A 17,370-nucleotide genomic window follows, 5' to 3' on the forward strand; every position below is an offset into this window, starting at 1 on the left:
ACCGAGGAACGAAGGGCACCGCGATGCTTGAGGAAATTCGGAAACTTCGCCGGCGAGTGGTCGTCACCGGACACGGCGCGGTCACGCCGCTCGCACCGGACGTCGAAGGGACATGGTCGGCGATGCTCGCCGGCCGGTCGGGGGTGCGCCGGGTGCAGTCGCTGGAGGTCGACGACCTGCAGTCGCAGATCGCTGGCGAGGTGCGGGACTTCGATCCGGACGCCTACATCGCCCGCAACGTCAGCAGGCGGATGGACCTGTATGCGCAGTATGCGCTGTGCGCGGCGATCCAGGCCGTGGAGTCGTCGAAGCTGACGATCGACGCGCGGTTGGCGCCGCGTGCCGGGGTGCTGATGGGCAGTGGCTACGGTGCCAACCTGTACAACCAGAGTCTGCCGGACATTCTGCGGGAGAAGGGTCCTCGCCGTATCAGTCCGTTCGCGCAGGTGGCCGGTGCGATCGACAACCCGGTGGGCGAGATCAGCATGCAGTTCGGCGTGAAAGGGCCGACCCGGGCGCTGAGCACCGCGTGTGCGACCGGCAGCGACTCGGTGGGCGAGGCGGCGCGGTGGATCCAGCTCGGCGTCGTCGACGCGGCGATCGCGGGCGGTGCGGACAACTGCATCACGCGCATCGATCTCGCGGCCAGCGGCAACGCGAAGGCGCTGTCGACCCGTAACGACGCTCCGCAGCGGGCCTCCCGCCCGTTCGACGAGGAGCGCGACGGTTTCGTGATGAGTGCGGGTGCGGGCGCGGTCGTGCTGGAAGAGGCCGAACACGCGATGCGACGGGGCGCGCACATTCTGGGCGAGGTGGTCGGATACGCGTCGACGTCGGACGCCCACCACTGGACGGCTCCGCATCCCGAGGCGGAAGGCGCGAAGGCCGCGATGCGGGGCGCGCTCGAGGATGCCGGTATCGCACCGGCCGATGTGGACTACATCAACGCGCACGGCACGAGCACGCCGGTGGGGGACGAACGAGAGGTCGCCGCGATCCGCGAGGTCTACGGCGAGCACGCGCCGCGTATCCCGGTGAGCTCGACGAAATCCATGACCGGACACATGATCGGCGCGAGCGGTGCGGTCGAGCTGATCGCCTGCATGCTGGCGATGCGGGACGGCGTGGTGCCGCCGACGATCAACTGCGAGCATCCGCTGGACGAGGAGATGAACTTCGTGCCGACCACGCCGCAGCATCGCGACACACGGATCGCGATGAGCAACTCGTTCGGCTTCGGCGGCCGGAACGCGGTGCTCGTCGTGCGGCGCTGGGAGGCCGAGGGCGCATGAACGCGGACACGGGATTGCTGGCGGGCAAGCGGATTCTGATCACCGGTGTGATCACCGAGACCTCGATCGCGTATCAGGTCGCGCGGGTCGCGCAGGAGCAGGGCGCGCAGGTCGTGCTGACCGGCTACGGCCGGGTCTCGCTCGTGGAACGGATCGCCACGCGGCTGCCGCAGCCCGCGCCGGTCGTCGAGCTGGACGTCACGGACCCGGCCGATCTCGCCGCGTTGCCCGGCAGGGTGCGTGAGCACGTCGACGGCCTCGACGGAGTGGTCCACTCGGTCGCTTTCGCCCCGGAAGCCTGTTTCGGCGACTTCCTGGCGGCGGAATGGAGCGACGTCGCACCGAGCCTGCACGTCTCGGCCTATTCGATGAAGGCCCTCGCCGTGGCGGTGCGGCCGCTGCTGTCGCGGGGGAGTTCCGTCGTGGGAATGGACTTCGACGCCAGGGTGGCGTGGCCGGACTACGACTGGATGGGCGTGGCGAAGGCCGCGCTGGAGTCGGTGACCAGGTACCTGGCACGGGAACTCGGACCCTCGGGAGTGCGGGTCAACCTGGTGGCCTCGGGGCCGTTGCGGACCATGGCGGCGAAGTCGATCCCCGGGTTCGCCGAGCTGGACACCGACTGGGACCGTAAGGCCCCGCTCGGCTGGGACGCCGTCGACGGCACCGGCGTGGCGAAGTCGGTGTGTGCGGTCCTGTCCGATTGGCTGCCGACCACGACCGGCTCGATGGTGTGGGCCGACGGGGGCGTGCACGCGGTCGGCAGTTGAGACACGGTGCGGCGCGCCCGGCGCGCCGACTGTCACGCGCCGCTGACCAGGGCGGATGCCCGTCCGGGTGAGAGCGCGTAAGTTATTCTTGATTCATTCAAGATTTTGCGGCAGACTGGCCGCCGTGCCTACGACCACGGATCTCGAACAGCTGCTGCGCGGGGCTTCCCTGCGTGTCACCCGTCCGCGGGTGGCGGTGCTGTCCGTGGTGCACGAACATCCCCACGCCGACACCGATTCCGTCATCGGACACGTGCGTGAGGAACTCGGTGAGGTCTCCCATCAGGCTGTCTACGACGTGCTGCGCGCGTTGACGGCCTCCGGACTCGTCCGGCGTATTCAGCCCATGGGTTCCGTCGCGCGGTACGAAACGCGCGTCGGGGACAACCATCACCACGTCGTGTGCCGCTCCTGCGGCCGGATCGCCGACATCGACTGCGCCGTCGGCGAGGCTCCGTGCCTGGAGGCCTCTGACGACCACGGCTTCACCATCGACGAGGCCGAGATCATCTATTGGGGCGTGTGCCCCGACTGTTCCGCAGTTAGTTCCTGATCAACGCTGATCCACCTGAAGGGATTTCCATTGTCCGAGAGCAACGAAGCGGCCGCGGGCGGCTGCCCCGTCCTGCACGACCAGGGTCTGCCGCACCCGACTCAGGGTGACAGCAACACGGTGTGGTGGCCGAACAAGCTCAACCTGAAGATCCTGGCCAAGAACCAGCCCGCGTCCGACCCGATGGACGACGACTTCGACTACGCCGAGGCGTTCGCGTCCCTCGACCTGTCGGCGGTCAAGAAGGACATCGCCGACGTCCTCACCGACTCGCAGGACTGGTGGCCCGCCGACTTCGGCAACTACGGCCCGCTGATGATCCGCATGGCCTGGCACAGCGCCGGCACCTACCGGGTCAGCGACGGCCGCGGTGGCGCCGACGGTGGCCAGCAGCGGTTCGCCCCGCTCAACAGCTGGCCGGACAACGTGAGCCTCGACAAGGCCCGCCGGCTGCTGTGGCCGGTCAAGAAGAAGTACGGCAAGAAGATCTCGTGGGCCGACCTGATGGTCCTCACGGGTAACGTGGCGCTCGAGACGATGGGCCTGAAGACCTTCGGCTTCGCAGGCGGCCGGGTCGACGCGTGGGAGCCGGACACCGACGTCTACTGGGGTTCGGAGACCACGTGGCTCGGCAGCGACCAGCGGATCTCCGGCGGTGAGGAGAACCGCGAGCTCGAGCAGCCGCTCGGCGCGACGCACATGGGCCTCATCTACGTCAACCCGGAGGGCCCGGAGGGCAAGCCGGACCCGGTCGCCGCCGCACGCGACATCCGCGAGACGTTCGGTCGGATGGCGATGAACGACGAGGAGACCGTCGCCCTCATCGCCGGTGGGCACACGTTCGGCAAGACCCACGGTGCCGCTCCCGACTCCAACAACGGCCCCGACCCCGAGGCTGCCCCGCTGGAGGCACAGGGCCTCGGCTGGAAGAACAGCCACGGCACCGGTGTCGGCCGCGACGCCATCACCAGTGGTCTCGAGGTCACCTGGAGCCCGACGCCGACCCAGTGGAGCGGCTGGTTTTTCCACAACCTCTTCGCCTACGAGTGGGAGGTCTACGAGGGCCCGGGCGGCGGCTGGCAGTGGCGCCCCACGAACGGCATGGCCAACAACACGGTCCCCGACCCGGAGACCGGTGAGCTCAACCGCCAGCCGAGCATGCTCACCACGGACCTGTCGCTGAAGGTCGACCCGATCTACGAGCCGATCTCCCGCCGGTTCATGGAGAACCCGGACGAGTTCGCCGACGCCTTCGCCCGCGCGTGGTTCAAGCTGACCCACCGCGACATGGGGCCGAAGGACCGCTACGTCGGCCCTGAGGTCCCGTCGGAGGACCTGCTCTGGCAGGACCCGATCCCGAAGCCGGAGTACGTGCCGAACGAGGCCGACGTGGCCGAGCTCAAGGGCAAGATCGCCGACACCGGCCTTTCGGTGTCGGAGCTGGTCTCCACCGCGTGGGCCGCCGCGTCGACGTTCCGCGGCAGCGACAAGCGCGGCGGTGCGAACGGTGGCCGGATCCGTCTCGAGCCGCAGGTCAACTTCGAGGTCAACGAGCCGGAGAAGCTCAAGCCGGTGTTGAAGAAGCTGGAGGAGGTCCAGACCTCGTTCGGCAAGCCCGTCTCGTTCGCCGACGTCGTGGTCCTGGCCGGTGTCGTGGGCGTCGAGAAGGCGGCCAAGGCCGCGGGCGTCGACGTCACGGTGCCGTTCACCCCGGGCCGCGGTGACGCCACGGCCGAGCAGACCGACGTCGAGTCGTTCTCGCACTTGGAGCCCCGCAACGACGGGTTCCGCAACTACTACGGCAAGGGCAACGCGTTGCCCGCCGAGTACGCGCTGATCGACAGGGCGAACCTGCTCACGCTGACCGCGCCGGAGATGACCGTGCTGCTCGGCGGTCTGCGGGTGCTGGGCGCCAACTACCAGGACTCGAAGCATGGTGTGCTGACGTCGAAGCCGGAGGTGCTGACCAACGACTTCTTCGTGAACCTGCTCGACATGGGCACCGAGTGGGAGCCCACCACCGACGCCTCCGAGGAGTTCGCAGGCAAGGACCGCGCGACCGGCGAGACCAAGTGGACCGCCAGCCGCGTGGATCTGCTGTTCGGCTCGAACTCCGAGCTGCGTGCGGTGGCCGAGGTGTACGCCGCCGACGACGCGAAGCAGAAGTTCGTCGCGGACTTCGTCGCGGCGTGGGACAAGGTCATGAACCTCGACCGGTTCGACGTCACGGCCTGATTCCGGCCTGACAGCGAAGGCGACGGCCCGTCGCCGGGGACTGACCCCGGCGACGGGCCGTTTCGCGTCCCGCGGGCCGCCGACGGCTCGGTTGTCGCCTCGGTCGCCTCGGTCGTCGCGCCGCCTCAGCCGTCGCCGGAGCCCTGTTCGTGTTCCTGGTACTCGGCGCGCCGGCGGCTCTCCCGGTAACCGTAGGCCGCCTGCCGCACGGCCTGGTCGGTCTCCAAACTCGACCCCAGCGCGCCCGCGATCCCGCCGAGCGTCGTGAACGCCCACGCCACGGCCAGATACGTGCCGACATCGGTTTCGCTGCCGAGCATGCTCGTCAGCAACGATGCCGGCAGGATCAGCCACGCCAGCACGAAGTTCACGACGAACAGGATCGCCAGCAGCACGACCACGCCGATGACCAACGTCAGCAGCGTCGAGGCGTTGTACAGCCGCGCCAGCTCCGGATCCGAGCGGGTGTCCCCGCGCTTCTCCCACAGGTTGTGCGCCGCGATCAGCCACGCCACGAGCGCCGCGATCGCCGTTGCCGTCGTCAGCACCTTGAACCCGGTGTTCAGCTGATCGCCGACCATCCAGATCGTGCTCGACGACAGTCCGAACGCACTCGTCGCCACCGCGGCCGCCAGCGCCCGCGACAGGCCGAACACGAGGCGCCACGGCCGGTTGGTTCGCACCATGCCCGTCAGCAGCCGCAGCCTGCCGCGTCGGCCCGGCGTCACGTACCGCACGTCGAGGTGACTGCCCTCCGTTTCGACCGCTTTGCGGCGAATGGGTGCGAGCACCCCGAGCGCCCGGCTGCTGAGGCCGTGCCGCCGCTGCTCCCGCACCTGTCCCGGTTCGTCCCGCCCGTGATCGTCGCGGAGCTCGTCGAGCACCTGTCGGATCACCTGGTGGACCCTTCTGCGGGTCTGCAGGCCGCCCATGCCCGGGACCGACACGACCGCGACACCGCGATCGTGATCGATGTCCGCGACGACGGGGCCCTCCTCCGACCGCACCGGAAGGTCGGTGATGCAGATGGCGTAGGTCCATCCGCGCGAGTCGCATTTGTGTGCGGTTTGGTCGAGGATCTCCGCGGTGCCCTTGAGCGTGGCCGTCACCGGATCGGCGTCCACCTCGAAGCGCCATTCGCCGTCCAGTTCCTCCGGCAGCGACTCGGCCAGGTAAGCGGCGATCGTCTCCGGCATGTCCGGATCCGCGATCAGGCCGAGCACGGTGACCCGCTCCGGGGAGTGGTCGTCGGCCTCGGAGTGGGTGTCATCGCTGGATCGAGACGGCACTGGTTTTCCTGCTTTCACGGTCGGTGTCGAAGCGGCGCTGGGGCATACCACTCGCGCGGCCGATCGTAAACCGATGGGACCAGCCGGTCCGGCGATCGAGCGGCCTGCCGCGGCGGCCGATATCCACCATGACAGTTGATCATCGAGCCCGCGCGCCGGACCGGCGCAGGCGGGCGCCGACGAGGAGGAGTGAACGTGACGAGACGATCGGTGCGGGCGGCCGCGACCCTGGCGTGTGCGGTCGCGATGGGCGGCCTGACCGCGGGAACGGCAGCTGCCGCAGTACCCGGAGCCGCCTCACCCGGAGCAGGCACGGGCGAGGAACCCGCGCTCGTGCACGCGAACGCCGTCAACGAGTGTCGGCTCAACGTGCGCACCGGTCCGGACCCGAGCGCATCGGCGCTGACCACGCTGACCTGCGACAACTACACGACGTGCAGCAACGCGGGCGGGGCCGAACCCTGCGGGCCGTACGTGACCGGCGGCACCTACAGCTGCGTCGGAGCCGACGGCGCCCAGGTCACGGACAACCGGTGGGCACAGGTGGCCTACCGCGCTCCCGAGGCGGCCTACGTGGCCGTGGCGTGCGCGGAGTTCCGAGAGGTGTAACCGCCGCAGGTGAGGACGGGCGAGCCTGAACCCGCGGTCGTGGCCGTGGGTTCAGGCGGCTGCGGCGAAATCGTCGTTGATCGACACGACCAGCCTGCCTGCCGCGGCGAGCAGCGACGCGGCGATGCCCGCCCGGTAGCCGGACTTGCAGTGCACCCACACCTCGCCCGCGGGGACCTCGTCCATCCGCTCCAGCAGCTCGTGCAGCGGAATGTGCACGGCATCGTCGATATGCCCTTCGTCCCATTCGGACCGGCGCCGCACGTCCAGCACGTTCACGCGCCGGTGGTGGCGGACCTGGGCCAGGTCGGCGAAGCACGCGGTCTCGAACGAACGCAGCTCATTGCCGAACGCCCATTCCCGCACGTTGCCGGTCGCGGCGGCCTCGAGCCGGTCGATCCCGATGCGGACGAGTTCCCGCTGGGCCTCGGCGATCTGCTCGGGCGTCTCGCCGAGCAGCGTCAGCGGCGTGCCCCACGGCAACAGCCAGCCCAGATAGGTCGCGAACGCGCCGTCGATGCCGAAGTTGAGGGTGCCCGCGACGTGCCCTGCGGCGAACGCCGTCCGCGTGCGGAGGTCGACGACCCACTCGCCGGCGTCGATGCGGCGCCGCAGCTCGGATGCGTCGGCGCGGTGCGGGGGAGTCAGGTCGGGTTCGGACGGGCCCGCCAGGTTGGCGGGCTCCATGTGCGCGTAGTAGGCCGGATACACGTCCAGTCCGGCGAGCAGGGTCTCCACGTAGGAGCGCTCGTCGACGGTGAGAGCCGGGTTGACGCGCTTCTCGTGCCCGATCGTCGATGCGTCGCCGGACGTCGGGGTGGCGGAGCAGAAACTGCCGAAACCATGGGTCGGCAGGACCTGCGTGTCGTCGGGCAACTCGGCCGCCAGCCGGTGGGCCGAGGCGTGCTGGGCGTGTGCGAGGTCCTCGGTGTGCTCCGGTCCGAGCAGGTCCGGCCGCCCGGTCGAACCGAACAGCAGCGAGCCGCCCGTGAACACCACCGGACGGTCCTCGTCACGGGTCGCGGCGTAGGACAGGTGCGTGAACGTGTGCCCCGGCGTGGCCAGTGCCCGCACCCGCATCGAGCCGACCTCGACGACGTCGCCGTCCGAGATCGGCGTGCGCTCGAAGGACACCGGGTCGTCGGCGTTGACGTGGTAGGAGGCGCCGGTCAGTCGTGCCAGGGCCAGTCCACCCGTCACGTAGTCGTTGTGGATGTGGGTCTCGAACACGGCCGCCAGGCGGACACCGCGGTCCTCCAGCAACGCGAGCACCCGGTCGATGTCCCGCTGCGGATCGACCGCGAACGCCACCTGCCCGTCGTGCACGAGGTAACTGCGATCGCCCAGCGACGGCGTGTCGATGGTCAGAATCTCCATCTGCGGTGTGCCCTCCCGGTCACTTACTGACAGCGCGCCGGCGGTGCCGGGCCCCTGCCACGAACGGTAGCAGCGGACGACCGCGTTTTCCGTTGTGCCGCTGTGAAATAAGGGCGCTGTGAAATAAGGGCGCTGTGAAATAAGGGCGCTGTGAAATAAGGGCGCTGTGAAATAAGGGCGCTGTGAAGTATGAGATGCCGTGAAATAAGGGCGCTGTGAAATAAGGGCGCTGTGAAATAAGGGCGCCGTGAAGTAGGGATGCTGTGGAGTAGGGCCCTGCGAGGTAGGGGCGCCGTCGAACGGGGCACTCGAAGTAACGCTGCCGTCGAACAGGGGCGCCATGGAACAGGGGCGTCGTCGAGCAGGGGCGCCGTGGAACGGTGCGCGATAACAGGCGCGCGGATGCGTTACGGCGCCAGCACGCAGGGCAGCCGCGGCACAGAGGTTCGCCGCGGCCGTTGCGGCGCCCCGATGCCGGGGCGCCGCCGGCTGCGGCGAACGGGTTCCGGGTCGCTCAGGCGACCGGGGTGCGTGCGACGAGCAGGATCGACTGCCCGAACGGCACGCGCACGTTCTTCTCGATCGTCTTCGTGACGGGCACGACGTAGCGGTCGTACATCGACACCAGCTTCGGGTTCGGCGATCCCGTGCCGCCCTTGCGGACCGCGGCCCACCAGGCGAACGCACCCAGGAAGTTGACCGGCTTGGCCACCTCGGGCGACAGCCCGGCGCGCCGCGCGGCGGCGGTCAGCGTGCGCGGGGTGTAGCGGCGGTAGTGGCCGACCAGGCGGTCGAACTCGCCGTACAACTGCTGGTATCCGGGCACGAACATGATGACCTTGCCGCCCGGCGTCACCGACTTGGACAGGCTGCGCAGCGCCCCGGCGTCGTCCTCGATGTGTTCGAGCACGTTGATCGCCAGCAGCGTCTCGACCGGGTCGGTGAGACGGCCGTTGCCGTCGCCGTCGAACTGCTGCACCTCGACGTCGTTGCGGTCGGCGAAGCGTGACTTCATCTGCTGCACGGCTTCCGGGTCGACGTCGGTGACGACGTAGCGCTCGGCGTCGTGATAGCCCGAGACGAACTCGCCGTCGCCTGCGCCGATCTCGAGCACGGAGCGTCCGGCGTACGGCCGGATCAGTTCGCGCTGGTACTCGAGGTAATTGGGCTTGGCGTTGTCGCCTTCGAGGCTGCGGCCCGTCGCCGCGGCGAAGGCGCCGTGGCCCTCCTGGGCCGACCCATCCTGTTCAGCGGCCTGCAGTGTCACACGTTCCCCTTCCGGTTTGCCGGACCCCGGGGGTGGGTTTGTGCTGGTGTTGGAGGTGGAGCGCCGCCAGGAGCGGCGTGCTCGTGCACCCTCAGCGCAGCCGACCCCAGTGCCTGGGCTTGCTTGTCCGTTGCCACTTCGGGTTCCCCACGGTAGGGCATTTTAGTTATCGAACATCACCCAGGTTGATATGTATATGTTATGAATACCTTAACACTTCCCATTGTGGTCGATGACACAGCGCACAGCTTGTGGAGGAGGTGAAGGCGTGTGACTTATGCATGCAGTTATGCATAACGAGGCGGGCGGTCCTGGACATTCCGCACCGGTCGACGGAACGGCACGAAACCGTCACTCTTCGGGCTGCACATCGGGTGGTGTGGACAGGCGCGGCGAACGGGCGCGGTGATGCGACCGGGCACTGCGAACGGGCACTGCGAACGGGCACTGCGAACGGGCACTGCGAACGGGCACTGCGAACGGACTGTGAAGGGGGCGTGACCGGGCGCAGTGGACGGTGGTGCCGGGTCGAGGGGTTGGAACCGGCTTCGGCGCACGGTGAACGGGCCCGTCCTACCGGGGTGCTGTGTCGGGTGGCGCTGTGTGGTCGGGTGGCGCTGTGTGCCGGGGTGTCGTGCTTGAGCGTTGTGGCGGAGTCCTGTGTCCGAGGCTTGTGACCGGGCGCCGTCTTGTGCCAGGGCTCAGTTTTGTGCCAGGGCGCAGTCTTGCGACCGCCACTGTGTTCCCGACCGCCACTGTGTTCCCGGACGCCGTTGTGTTCCCGGAGGCCGTTGTGTTCCCGGGGCGTGACTGCGTTCCCGGGACGTGGGTGTCGAGGCTGTCATGGGGCGGAGCGGGGCTTCCGTGAAGCCGGGCTCGTCTCACGGGTCGGGGGTGCCGGGACGCCGGTCACGGGGCGCAGGTCCGCGGTCGTGTGGCCGGGCCTGCGGGAGGTTCGGGTTCGGGGGTGCGGGGAGCGTGGGTCGATCGGGGCGAGTCGGGCGGGTGTCGGGCGATGCCGGGGGACCACCGCCCGACACCCGCCGGTGTCACGCCGCCTGCGGCGTGGAATCCGCACGCCGGCGACGTGCGAGCTCACGGCGTTCCTCCTGGGTGAGGCCGCCGAAGACGCCGTAGTCGAGACCGTTCTCCAGTGCGTAGGAGAGGCAGCGGTCACGGACGGGGCAGCGCGCGCAGACCGCCTTGGCCTGCGCGGCCTGCTGGGAGCCAGGGCCCATGTCGGATACGGGGAAGAACAGTTCCGGGTCCTCGTCGCGGCAGGCGGCGTTGTGCACCCACTCGAGGCCCTGCGGTCGGTCGAACGTTTCCATGGTGCGGGCGCCCTCCTTTCGCGGCGCGGTTCGGGGTAGGGGTCGAACTCGAATCGTGTGTTCGCCGATTCGTGTCGGCCACCGGTGCGTGTCCGTGACGGCCGCCGCCGGGGCCACCGGAGATTGCCGCGGTTCGCGATCGGGGCACGCGACTGCCCGCGGGCCGTTTTCCGGCGTGGTCGGGGATGAATGCACGAGAACGGGCGAACATCTCGTCCAACGGCTGCGGGGACGAACTTGTTCCACGTTCAACGTCTTCTCCGGAGCGATGTCCGTCACGTGCCGCGTGCGCCACATTCGCTTCCTGCGTTCGTGCGCCGGGTGCATTTCCGGAACGGGCGCACTCGCGGCCCCGGCGGTGGCCGGTGGTGGCGCATACTGAGCGATGTGGACTGGGTACTGCACGTCGATCTCGATCAGTTCATTGCTGCTGTGGAGATCGCGCGTCATCCGGAGTTGCAGGGCGAACCCGTCGTCGTCGGCGGCAAGGGCGACCCTGCACAGCGCGGTGTCGTAGCGACGGCGTCGTACGAGGCGCGCGCGTTCGGCGTGCACTCCGGAATGCCGTTGCGGACGGCCCAGCGGAAATGTCCCGATGCGATATTCCTGCCCTCCGACTCGCCGGCCTACGAAGAGGTCTCGGAACGCGTCATGGCGGCATTGCGGGAACTGCCGGTCGTCGTGGAGGTGGCCGGCTGGGACGAGGCGTTTCTCGGGGCCGACACCGATGATCCCGAAGGTCTCGCGCAGCGCGTCCGCGACATTGTGAGAGAGCGCTGCGGTTTGGAGTCGTCGGTCGGGATCGGCGACAACAAACTGCGCGCGAAGACCGCGACCGGATTCGCCAAGCCGGGCGGAATCCACCGCCTCACGCAGGAGGACTGGTTGCCCGTGATGGCCCACCGGCCCCCGGACGCGCTGTGGGGTATCGGCAGCCGCACGATGGGTAAGCTCGCCGAACTCGGCATCACGACGGTCGGCGAGCTGGCCGCCGCCGATCGCGACCGGCTGGCGGCCAGGTTCGGGCCGACCATGGGCCCGTTCTTCCGCGTGCTGGCCCACGGCTGGGGTGACCGTGAGGTCACCGCCACGCCCTACGTGGCGAAGTCGCGCAGCCGGGAGACGACGTTCCAGGAGAACCTCACCGACCGCGACGCCGCCGATGCGGCCGTGCGCGAGCTCGCGCGGCGTGTCGCCGACGACGTGACCGCCGAGGGACGGCCCGTCGCGCGCGTGGCCGTGAAGGTGCGGTTCGCGCCGTTCCTGACCCGGACCCGCAGCACGACGCTTCCCGAGCCGCTCGACCCGGCTACCGAGGGCGAACGGCCGGGCGAGGAGGAGCCGCGGCGATCGGAGGCGGAGTCACCCGAGCCGCGGGAGTCACCCAGGTCTCCGCAGCCGGAACAGCCTCCGGGACCGGAGTCGCTGGGGGAACCGGAGCCGCCGGGGGTGCCCGAGCTGCGTGCGAAGCCGGAGCGCACCACGGTCGGTGACGAGCTCGAACGCGCCGCGCTGGCCGTGCTGGACCGGTTCGAGTTCGACCGTCCGGTGCGGCTGCTGGGGGTCCGTGCCGAGTTCGTCGAGCCCCCTGCGGCCGGCCGCGAGGAATGAGCTGAGTCACATCTCGGCCGCCGTGACGGCTCTGGGCCCGGTGGGTTCCCCGGAATGTCCGACCGTGCGGATATCCTGCAGTACGGTGCCTTCCCGCCGGGTTCGGTGAACCGGCCCGGTGCCGACGACCCGCACGAGGCGGCCTGCCCGTGGGTGCGCGGAAGCCGCCATCGCATCACGAGACCGGGAGAGACGACCCTGTGACTGCTTCGGCCGAGACCCTGTACGGGGCCGACGATCTGACCCACCTCGAGGGACTGGAAGCGGTACGGAAGCGGCCCGGCATGTACATCGGGTCCACCGACAGCCGCGGCGTGAACCACCTGTTCGCCGAGATCGTCGACAACTGCACCGACGAAGGCGTGGCGGGCCATGCCGACCGCGTCGTCGTCACGCTGCACGCCGACGGCAGTGTCGAGGTGGACGACAACGGCCGCGGCATCCCCACCGACAACCACGCCAAGTCGGGGATCTCGGGCGTCGAGCTGGTGCTGACCCGGCTGCACGCCGGCGGCAAGTTCGGCGGCTCCGGTTACAAGGCTTCGGGTGGTCTCCACGGGGTGGGCGCCTCGGCGGTCAACGCCCTGTCGCTGCGGTTCGACGTCCAGGTGCGACGGGCGGGCAAGGTCCACGAGATGTCCTTCGCGCGCGGCGTCGCGGGCGTGTTCGACGGCGCGGGCCCGAAGGCGAAGTTCACGCCGCAGTCGGGGTTGCGCGTCGCGCGGAAGATGAAGCGCGGTGAGGCCACCGGCACGACGATCCGCTACTGGTACGACGCGCGGTACTTCGAACAGGGAGCCGCGCTCGACGTCGAGCACGTGCGCACCAAGCTGCAGCACACCGCGTTCCTCGTGCCCGGTGTCACCTACGTGCTGCGGACGGCCACCGACGGTGAGGTCGGCACGATCGAGGAAGAGACGTTCCACTACCCGAACGGTCTCGTCGACATGGTCGAGTACCTCGCGCCGACCGGCGACCGCGCGGTGTCCGGAACGATCACGATCGCCGGCGAGGGCACCTACAAGGAGAACGCCGCCGACGAGAACGGCGTCATGCAATCCAATGTGGAGCGCCACGCCGAGGTGGACGTGGCGCTGCGCTGGGGGACCGGCTACGAGCGCACCATCGAGTGCTTCACCAACACCATCCGCAACGTGCACGGCGGTACGCACCGGAAGGGCTTCGACCGGGCGCTGACGAAGTCGCTGCAGGAGGCGATCTCGCGTACCCGGGGGCTGCTCAAGCCGAAGGAGGACCCGCCCACCCTCGACGACATCACCGAGGGCATGACCGCCGTGGTCCACGTGCGCATCCCCGAGCCGCAGTTCACGTCGCAGACCAAGGACGAACTGTCGACCGCGGGCATCACCAAGGTGGTCCAGGGCATCGTGGACAAGGAGATCCGCGCCTGGACCGACAACCGCAGGACCAAGTCCGAGGCCAAAACGGTGCTGCAGAAGATCGTCGACGCCTCCCGGGTACGGATAGCCCAGAAGCAGCAGAAGGACGCCGCGCGGCGCAAGACGGCGCTCGAGGGTGCCGCCATGCCGCCCAAGCTGGTCGACTGCCGTGCGACGGGCATCGCGCGCAGCGAGCTGTTCCTCGTGGAGGGCGACAGCGCCCTCGGCAGTGCTCGCAGCGCCCGCGTGTCCGAATACCAGGCGTTGCTGCCGTTGCGAGGGAAGATCCTCAACGTGCAGAAGGCCGGTCTCGGCGATGCGCTGAAGAACGCCGAGATCTCGAACATCGTGCAGGTCCTCGGTGCGGGAACCGGGCGGACGTTCGACATGTCGGCGATGCGCTACGGCCGCGTGATCATCATGGCGGACGCGGATGTGGACGGTTCGCACATCCGCACCCTGCTGATCACGCTGTTCGCCCGCTACATGCGGCCCGTCGTCGACGAGGGCAGGCTCTACGCCGCGATGCCGCCGCTGCACAAGGTCGTCACCAAGGGCAAGAGCGAGGAGACGCACTACACCTTCACCGAGCGGGAGATGCAGGAGAAGGTGGCGGAACTCGAGGCGAAGGGCAAGACGATCAAGAAGCCCGTGCCCCGCTTCAAGGGCCTCGGTGAGATGGACGCCGACGAGCTGTGGGATACGACGATGAACCCCGCGACCCGCGCCGTCCGCCGCATCACCCTCGACGACGCCGAGGCCGCCGAGGCGGCGCTCGAACTGCTCATGGGCGAAAAGGTCGAACCGCGCCGCAACTGGCTCGTCTCGTCGTCCGAACGCGTCGACCAGGCCGCGATCGACATCTGACGGCGCCGCCGCGCCCGTACCCGCAGCCAGTATCCCAGCGCCCGATATCCCAGCACCGATATCCCAGCGCCAGCGCACGAACTAGGAGCCGGACACCACGATGGCACGCCGTAAGAATCCGACCACCCGCGTCGATCCGGCCGCGTTCGACCAGGCCGGCGCCCAGGTCTACGACAACTCGCTGACCGCCGAGATCGAGGATTCGTACCTGGAGTACGCCTACTCGGTCATCCATTCCAGGGCCCTGCCCGACGCACGCGACGGTCTGAAGCCGGTACACCGCCGGATCCTGTTCTCGATGAACGAGAACGGTTACCGGCCCAGCCACGCGTACGTGAAGTCCTCGCGTGTGGTCGGCGACGTGATGGGCCGGTACCACCCGCACGGCGACGTCGCGATCTACGACGCGATGGTGCGCCTGGCGCAGGACTTCTCGATGAACGTTCCGCTGGTCGACGGGCACGGTAACTTCGGAAGCCCGGACGATGGACCGGCCGCGTCGCGATACACCGAGGCCCGCATGTCGCCCGAGGCGATGCTGCTCGTCGGCGAGCTGGGCGAAGAGACGGTCGACATGCGGCCGAACTACGACGGCGAACTGCTCGAACCGTCCGTGCTGCCGGCGTCGTTCCCGAATCTGCTCGTCAACGGCACGTCCGGCATCGCGGTCGGCATGGCGACGAACATGATCCCGCACAATCTCAGCGAGGTCATCGCCGCCGCCCGCTGGCTGATCAACCACCCGAACGCCTCGCTCGACAAGCTGATGGAGTTCGTGCCGGGGCCCGACCTGCCCACCGGCGGGCAGGTGCTCGGCCTGGACCAGGTGCGCAAGGCCTACGAGACGGGCCGCGGCGTCGTGCGGATGCGCGCGACCGTGGAGACCGGCCCGGTCGAGGGCAGCAGGCGGCAGGGCATCACCGTCACGGAGCTGCCGTACGGCGTCGGCCCGGAGAAGGTCATCGAGCGCATCACCGACGAGGTCAACAAGACCAAGCGGCTCACCGGAATCGCCGACGTCAAGGACCTCACCGATCGCGAGAACGGCACGCGGCTGGTCATCGAGTGCAAGGTCGGCGTCAACCCGCAGGCCCTGCTCGCCGACCTGTACCGGCTGACCCCGCTGGAGCAGTCGTTCGGCATCAACAACCTCGTGCTCGTCGACGGCAAGCCGCAGACGCTCGGCCTCAAACCGCTGCTCGAGGTGTTCCTGCAGCACCGCTACGACGTCGTCACACGCCGCACGCGCTACCGCAGGCGCAAGCGGGAAGAACGGCTGCACCTGGTCGAAGGTCTGCTGAAGGCGCTCGTCGATATCGACAAGGTGATCAGGCTCATCCGGCAGAGCGAGAACGCGCAGGCCGCCAAGGAGGGCCTGATGAAGCGGTTCGAGCTCACCGAGATCCAGGCCACGTACATTTTGGACACCCCGCTGCGGCGGCTCACCAAGTACGACAAGCTCGACCTGGAACAGGAGGACGCGAAGCTGCGCGAGGAGATCGCGGAGCTGTCGAAGATCCTGGACGACGACAAGGAACTCAAGAAGGTCGTCTCGGCCGAGCTGGCGAAGATCGCCAAGGACTTCCCGACCGAACGGCGCAGCGCGCTGATCGACGGTGACCTCAAGGAGGTGCTGGCCGCGTCCAAGCCGGCCGGGCCGCTGGAGGTCGCCGACGACCCGTGTCACGTGGTGCTGTCGGCCACCGGGCTCGTCGCCCGTACCGCGGCCGAATCGGAGGAGGCGCAGGAAAGCCGTCGCCGCAACGGCCGCGTCAAACACGACGCGGTGCAGGCGGTCGCCGCCACCACCGCTCGTGGCCAGGTGATTCTGGTGACGAGCGCGGGGCGGGCGTTCAAGGTGGACGTGCTGCCGCTGCCCGTGCTGCCGGAGCAGAGCGGCACGGTGTCGCTGCGCGGCGGCATGTCGGCGAAGGAGCTCGTGCCGTTGGCGAAGGGGGAGCGGATCGTCGGGCTCGCGCCGGTCGGTGATCACGTCGGTGACTCGCCCGGGTTGGCGCTCGGCACGAAGGCGGGCGTGGTCAAGGTGTGCGCACCCGACTGGCCCGTGCGGTCGGAGGAGTTCGAGGTCATCAACCTCAAGGAAGACGACGAGGTCGTCGGCGCCGCGTGGCTGGCCGACGGCGAGGAGGAGCTGGCGTTCGTGACGTCGGCGGCGTCGCTGCTGCGGTACTCGGCCTCGCTGGTGCGGCCGCAGGGGTTGAAGAGCGGCGGCATGGCGGGCGTGAAGCTGTCCGGGGATGCCGAGGTGGTGTTCTTCGGCGCGGTGCGCACGGACGACGACGACCACGGCGAACCACTGGTCGTCACGACCACGGGCGAGACCGTCAAGGTGACACCCTTCGCCGAGTACCCGGCCAAGGGCCGGGCGACGGCGGGGGTGCGTGCGCACCGGCTGCTCAAGGGCGAGGACGCGGTCCGCGTGGCGTGGATCGGACCGAGGCCCGCGGGCAGCTCACGGAAGGGCGACGCGGTGGAACTGCCCGAGGTCGACGACCGCCGCGACGGTTCCGGCGCCGCGCACCCCGGACCGGAGGTCATCGGTCACCGCATCGAACGCGACTGACCCGGGGCCGCAGGAGGCGTCGTCGCGGGGAGGGATACGAGGTCGAGACACCGGCGTTGCGCCGGCTGCTGGACGAGCGTTCCGACGAGCGCATGGTCTCCAGCACGCTGCTGGCGGTCGAGACCAGGCGAGCGGCGATCCGTCAGGGTGTGGTGCCGTGCCTCGCGCAGATCTCGCCTTGGAGA

At 69.1% G+C, this 17,370-nt stretch carries 11 protein-coding genes and 1 pseudogene; 8 read left to right on the forward strand and 4 right to left on the reverse strand.

Annotated elements, in window-relative coordinates:
- Window positions 1–23: 23 nt before the first annotated feature.
- From fabF to katG, 4 genes are all read left to right on the forward strand, one after another.
- Complete coding sequence (gene fabF / locus LY40_RS15860; RefSeq protein WP_258937320.1) at window positions 24–1,292, forward strand: beta-ketoacyl-ACP synthase II; 1,269 nt, start codon at window positions 24–26, stop codon at window positions 1,290–1,292.
- Window positions 1,289–2,062 (forward strand): enoyl-ACP reductase FabI, encoded by a 774-nt coding sequence (gene fabI / locus LY40_RS15865; protein ID WP_258937321.1) that lies wholly within the window; start codon window positions 1,289–1,291, stop codon window positions 2,060–2,062. The genes fabF and fabI overlap by 4 nt, the downstream gene beginning before the upstream one ends.
- 124 nt (window positions 2,063–2,186) lie before the next feature.
- The gene (locus tag LY40_RS15870; protein ID WP_253852659.1) at window positions 2,187–2,615 is read left to right on the forward strand and encodes a Fur family transcriptional regulator; all 429 of its coding nucleotides are present in this window, start codon (window positions 2,187–2,189) and stop codon (window positions 2,613–2,615) included.
- 30 nt (window positions 2,616–2,645) lie between these two features.
- The gene (gene katG, locus LY40_RS15875; RefSeq protein WP_258937322.1) at window positions 2,646–4,850 is read left to right on the forward strand and encodes a catalase/peroxidase HPI; all 2,205 of its coding nucleotides are present in this window, start codon (window positions 2,646–2,648) and stop codon (window positions 4,848–4,850) included.
- A gap of 125 nt (window positions 4,851–4,975) precedes the next feature.
- On the opposite strand, the gene LY40_RS15880 is transcribed toward katG, so the two are convergent.
- Window positions 4,976–6,139 (reverse strand): Na+/H+ antiporter NhaC family protein, encoded by a 1,164-nt coding sequence (locus LY40_RS15880; protein ID WP_258937323.1) that lies wholly within the window; start codon window positions 6,137–6,139, stop codon window positions 4,976–4,978.
- A 195-nt stretch (window positions 6,140–6,334) separates the two neighbouring features.
- Here LY40_RS15880 and LY40_RS15885 point away from each other — a divergent pair, with 195 nt between their 5' ends.
- A complete protein-coding gene (locus tag LY40_RS15885; protein WP_258937324.1) occupies window positions 6,335–6,748 on the forward strand; it encodes a hypothetical protein in 414 nt (137 codons plus the stop codon).
- Between the two features lie 51 nt (window positions 6,749–6,799).
- On the opposite strand, the gene LY40_RS15890 is transcribed toward LY40_RS15885, so the two are convergent.
- The 3 genes from LY40_RS15890 to LY40_RS15900 all read right to left on the reverse strand — a co-directional run bounded on the left by LY40_RS15890 (window position 6,800) and on the right by LY40_RS15900 (window position 10,723).
- A complete protein-coding gene (locus tag LY40_RS15890; protein ID WP_258937325.1) occupies window positions 6,800–8,125 on the reverse strand; it encodes an MBL fold metallo-hydrolase in 1,326 nt (441 codons plus the stop codon).
- Between the two features lie 514 nt (window positions 8,126–8,639).
- A complete protein-coding gene (locus tag LY40_RS15895) occupies window positions 8,640–9,392 on the reverse strand; it encodes a class I SAM-dependent methyltransferase (RefSeq protein WP_258937326.1) in 753 nt (250 codons plus the stop codon).
- A 1,049-nt stretch (window positions 9,393–10,441) separates the two neighbouring features.
- Window positions 10,442–10,723 (reverse strand): WhiB family transcriptional regulator, encoded by a 282-nt coding sequence (locus LY40_RS15900; protein WP_183778766.1) that lies wholly within the window; start codon window positions 10,721–10,723, stop codon window positions 10,442–10,444.
- 378 nt (window positions 10,724–11,101) lie between these two features.
- On the opposite strand from LY40_RS15900, the pseudogene LY40_RS15905 reads away from it, so the two are divergent.
- The 3 genes and pseudogenes from LY40_RS15905 to LY40_RS15915 all read left to right on the forward strand — a co-directional run.
- Window positions 11,102–12,037, forward strand: a pseudogene (locus tag LY40_RS15905) (DNA polymerase IV); the annotation flags it as partial.
- A gap of 497 nt (window positions 12,038–12,534) precedes the next feature.
- On the forward strand, window positions 12,535–14,601 hold the full coding sequence (locus tag LY40_RS15910) for a DNA gyrase/topoisomerase IV subunit B (RefSeq protein WP_183778762.1): 2,067 nt from the start codon (window positions 12,535–12,537) through the stop codon (window positions 14,599–14,601).
- A gap of 100 nt (window positions 14,602–14,701) precedes the next feature.
- Entirely contained in the window at window positions 14,702–17,185 is a 2,484-nt protein-coding gene (locus LY40_RS15915) for a DNA gyrase/topoisomerase IV subunit A (RefSeq protein ID WP_258937327.1), read from the forward strand.
- Window positions 17,186–17,370 lie beyond the last annotated feature (185 nt).

Origin of the sequence: Prauserella salsuginis, assembly GCF_024648885.1 — a bacterium.
In the GTDB taxonomy this organism is placed as follows: Bacteria; Actinomycetota; Actinomycetes; order Mycobacteriales; family Pseudonocardiaceae; genus Prauserella; species Prauserella salsuginis.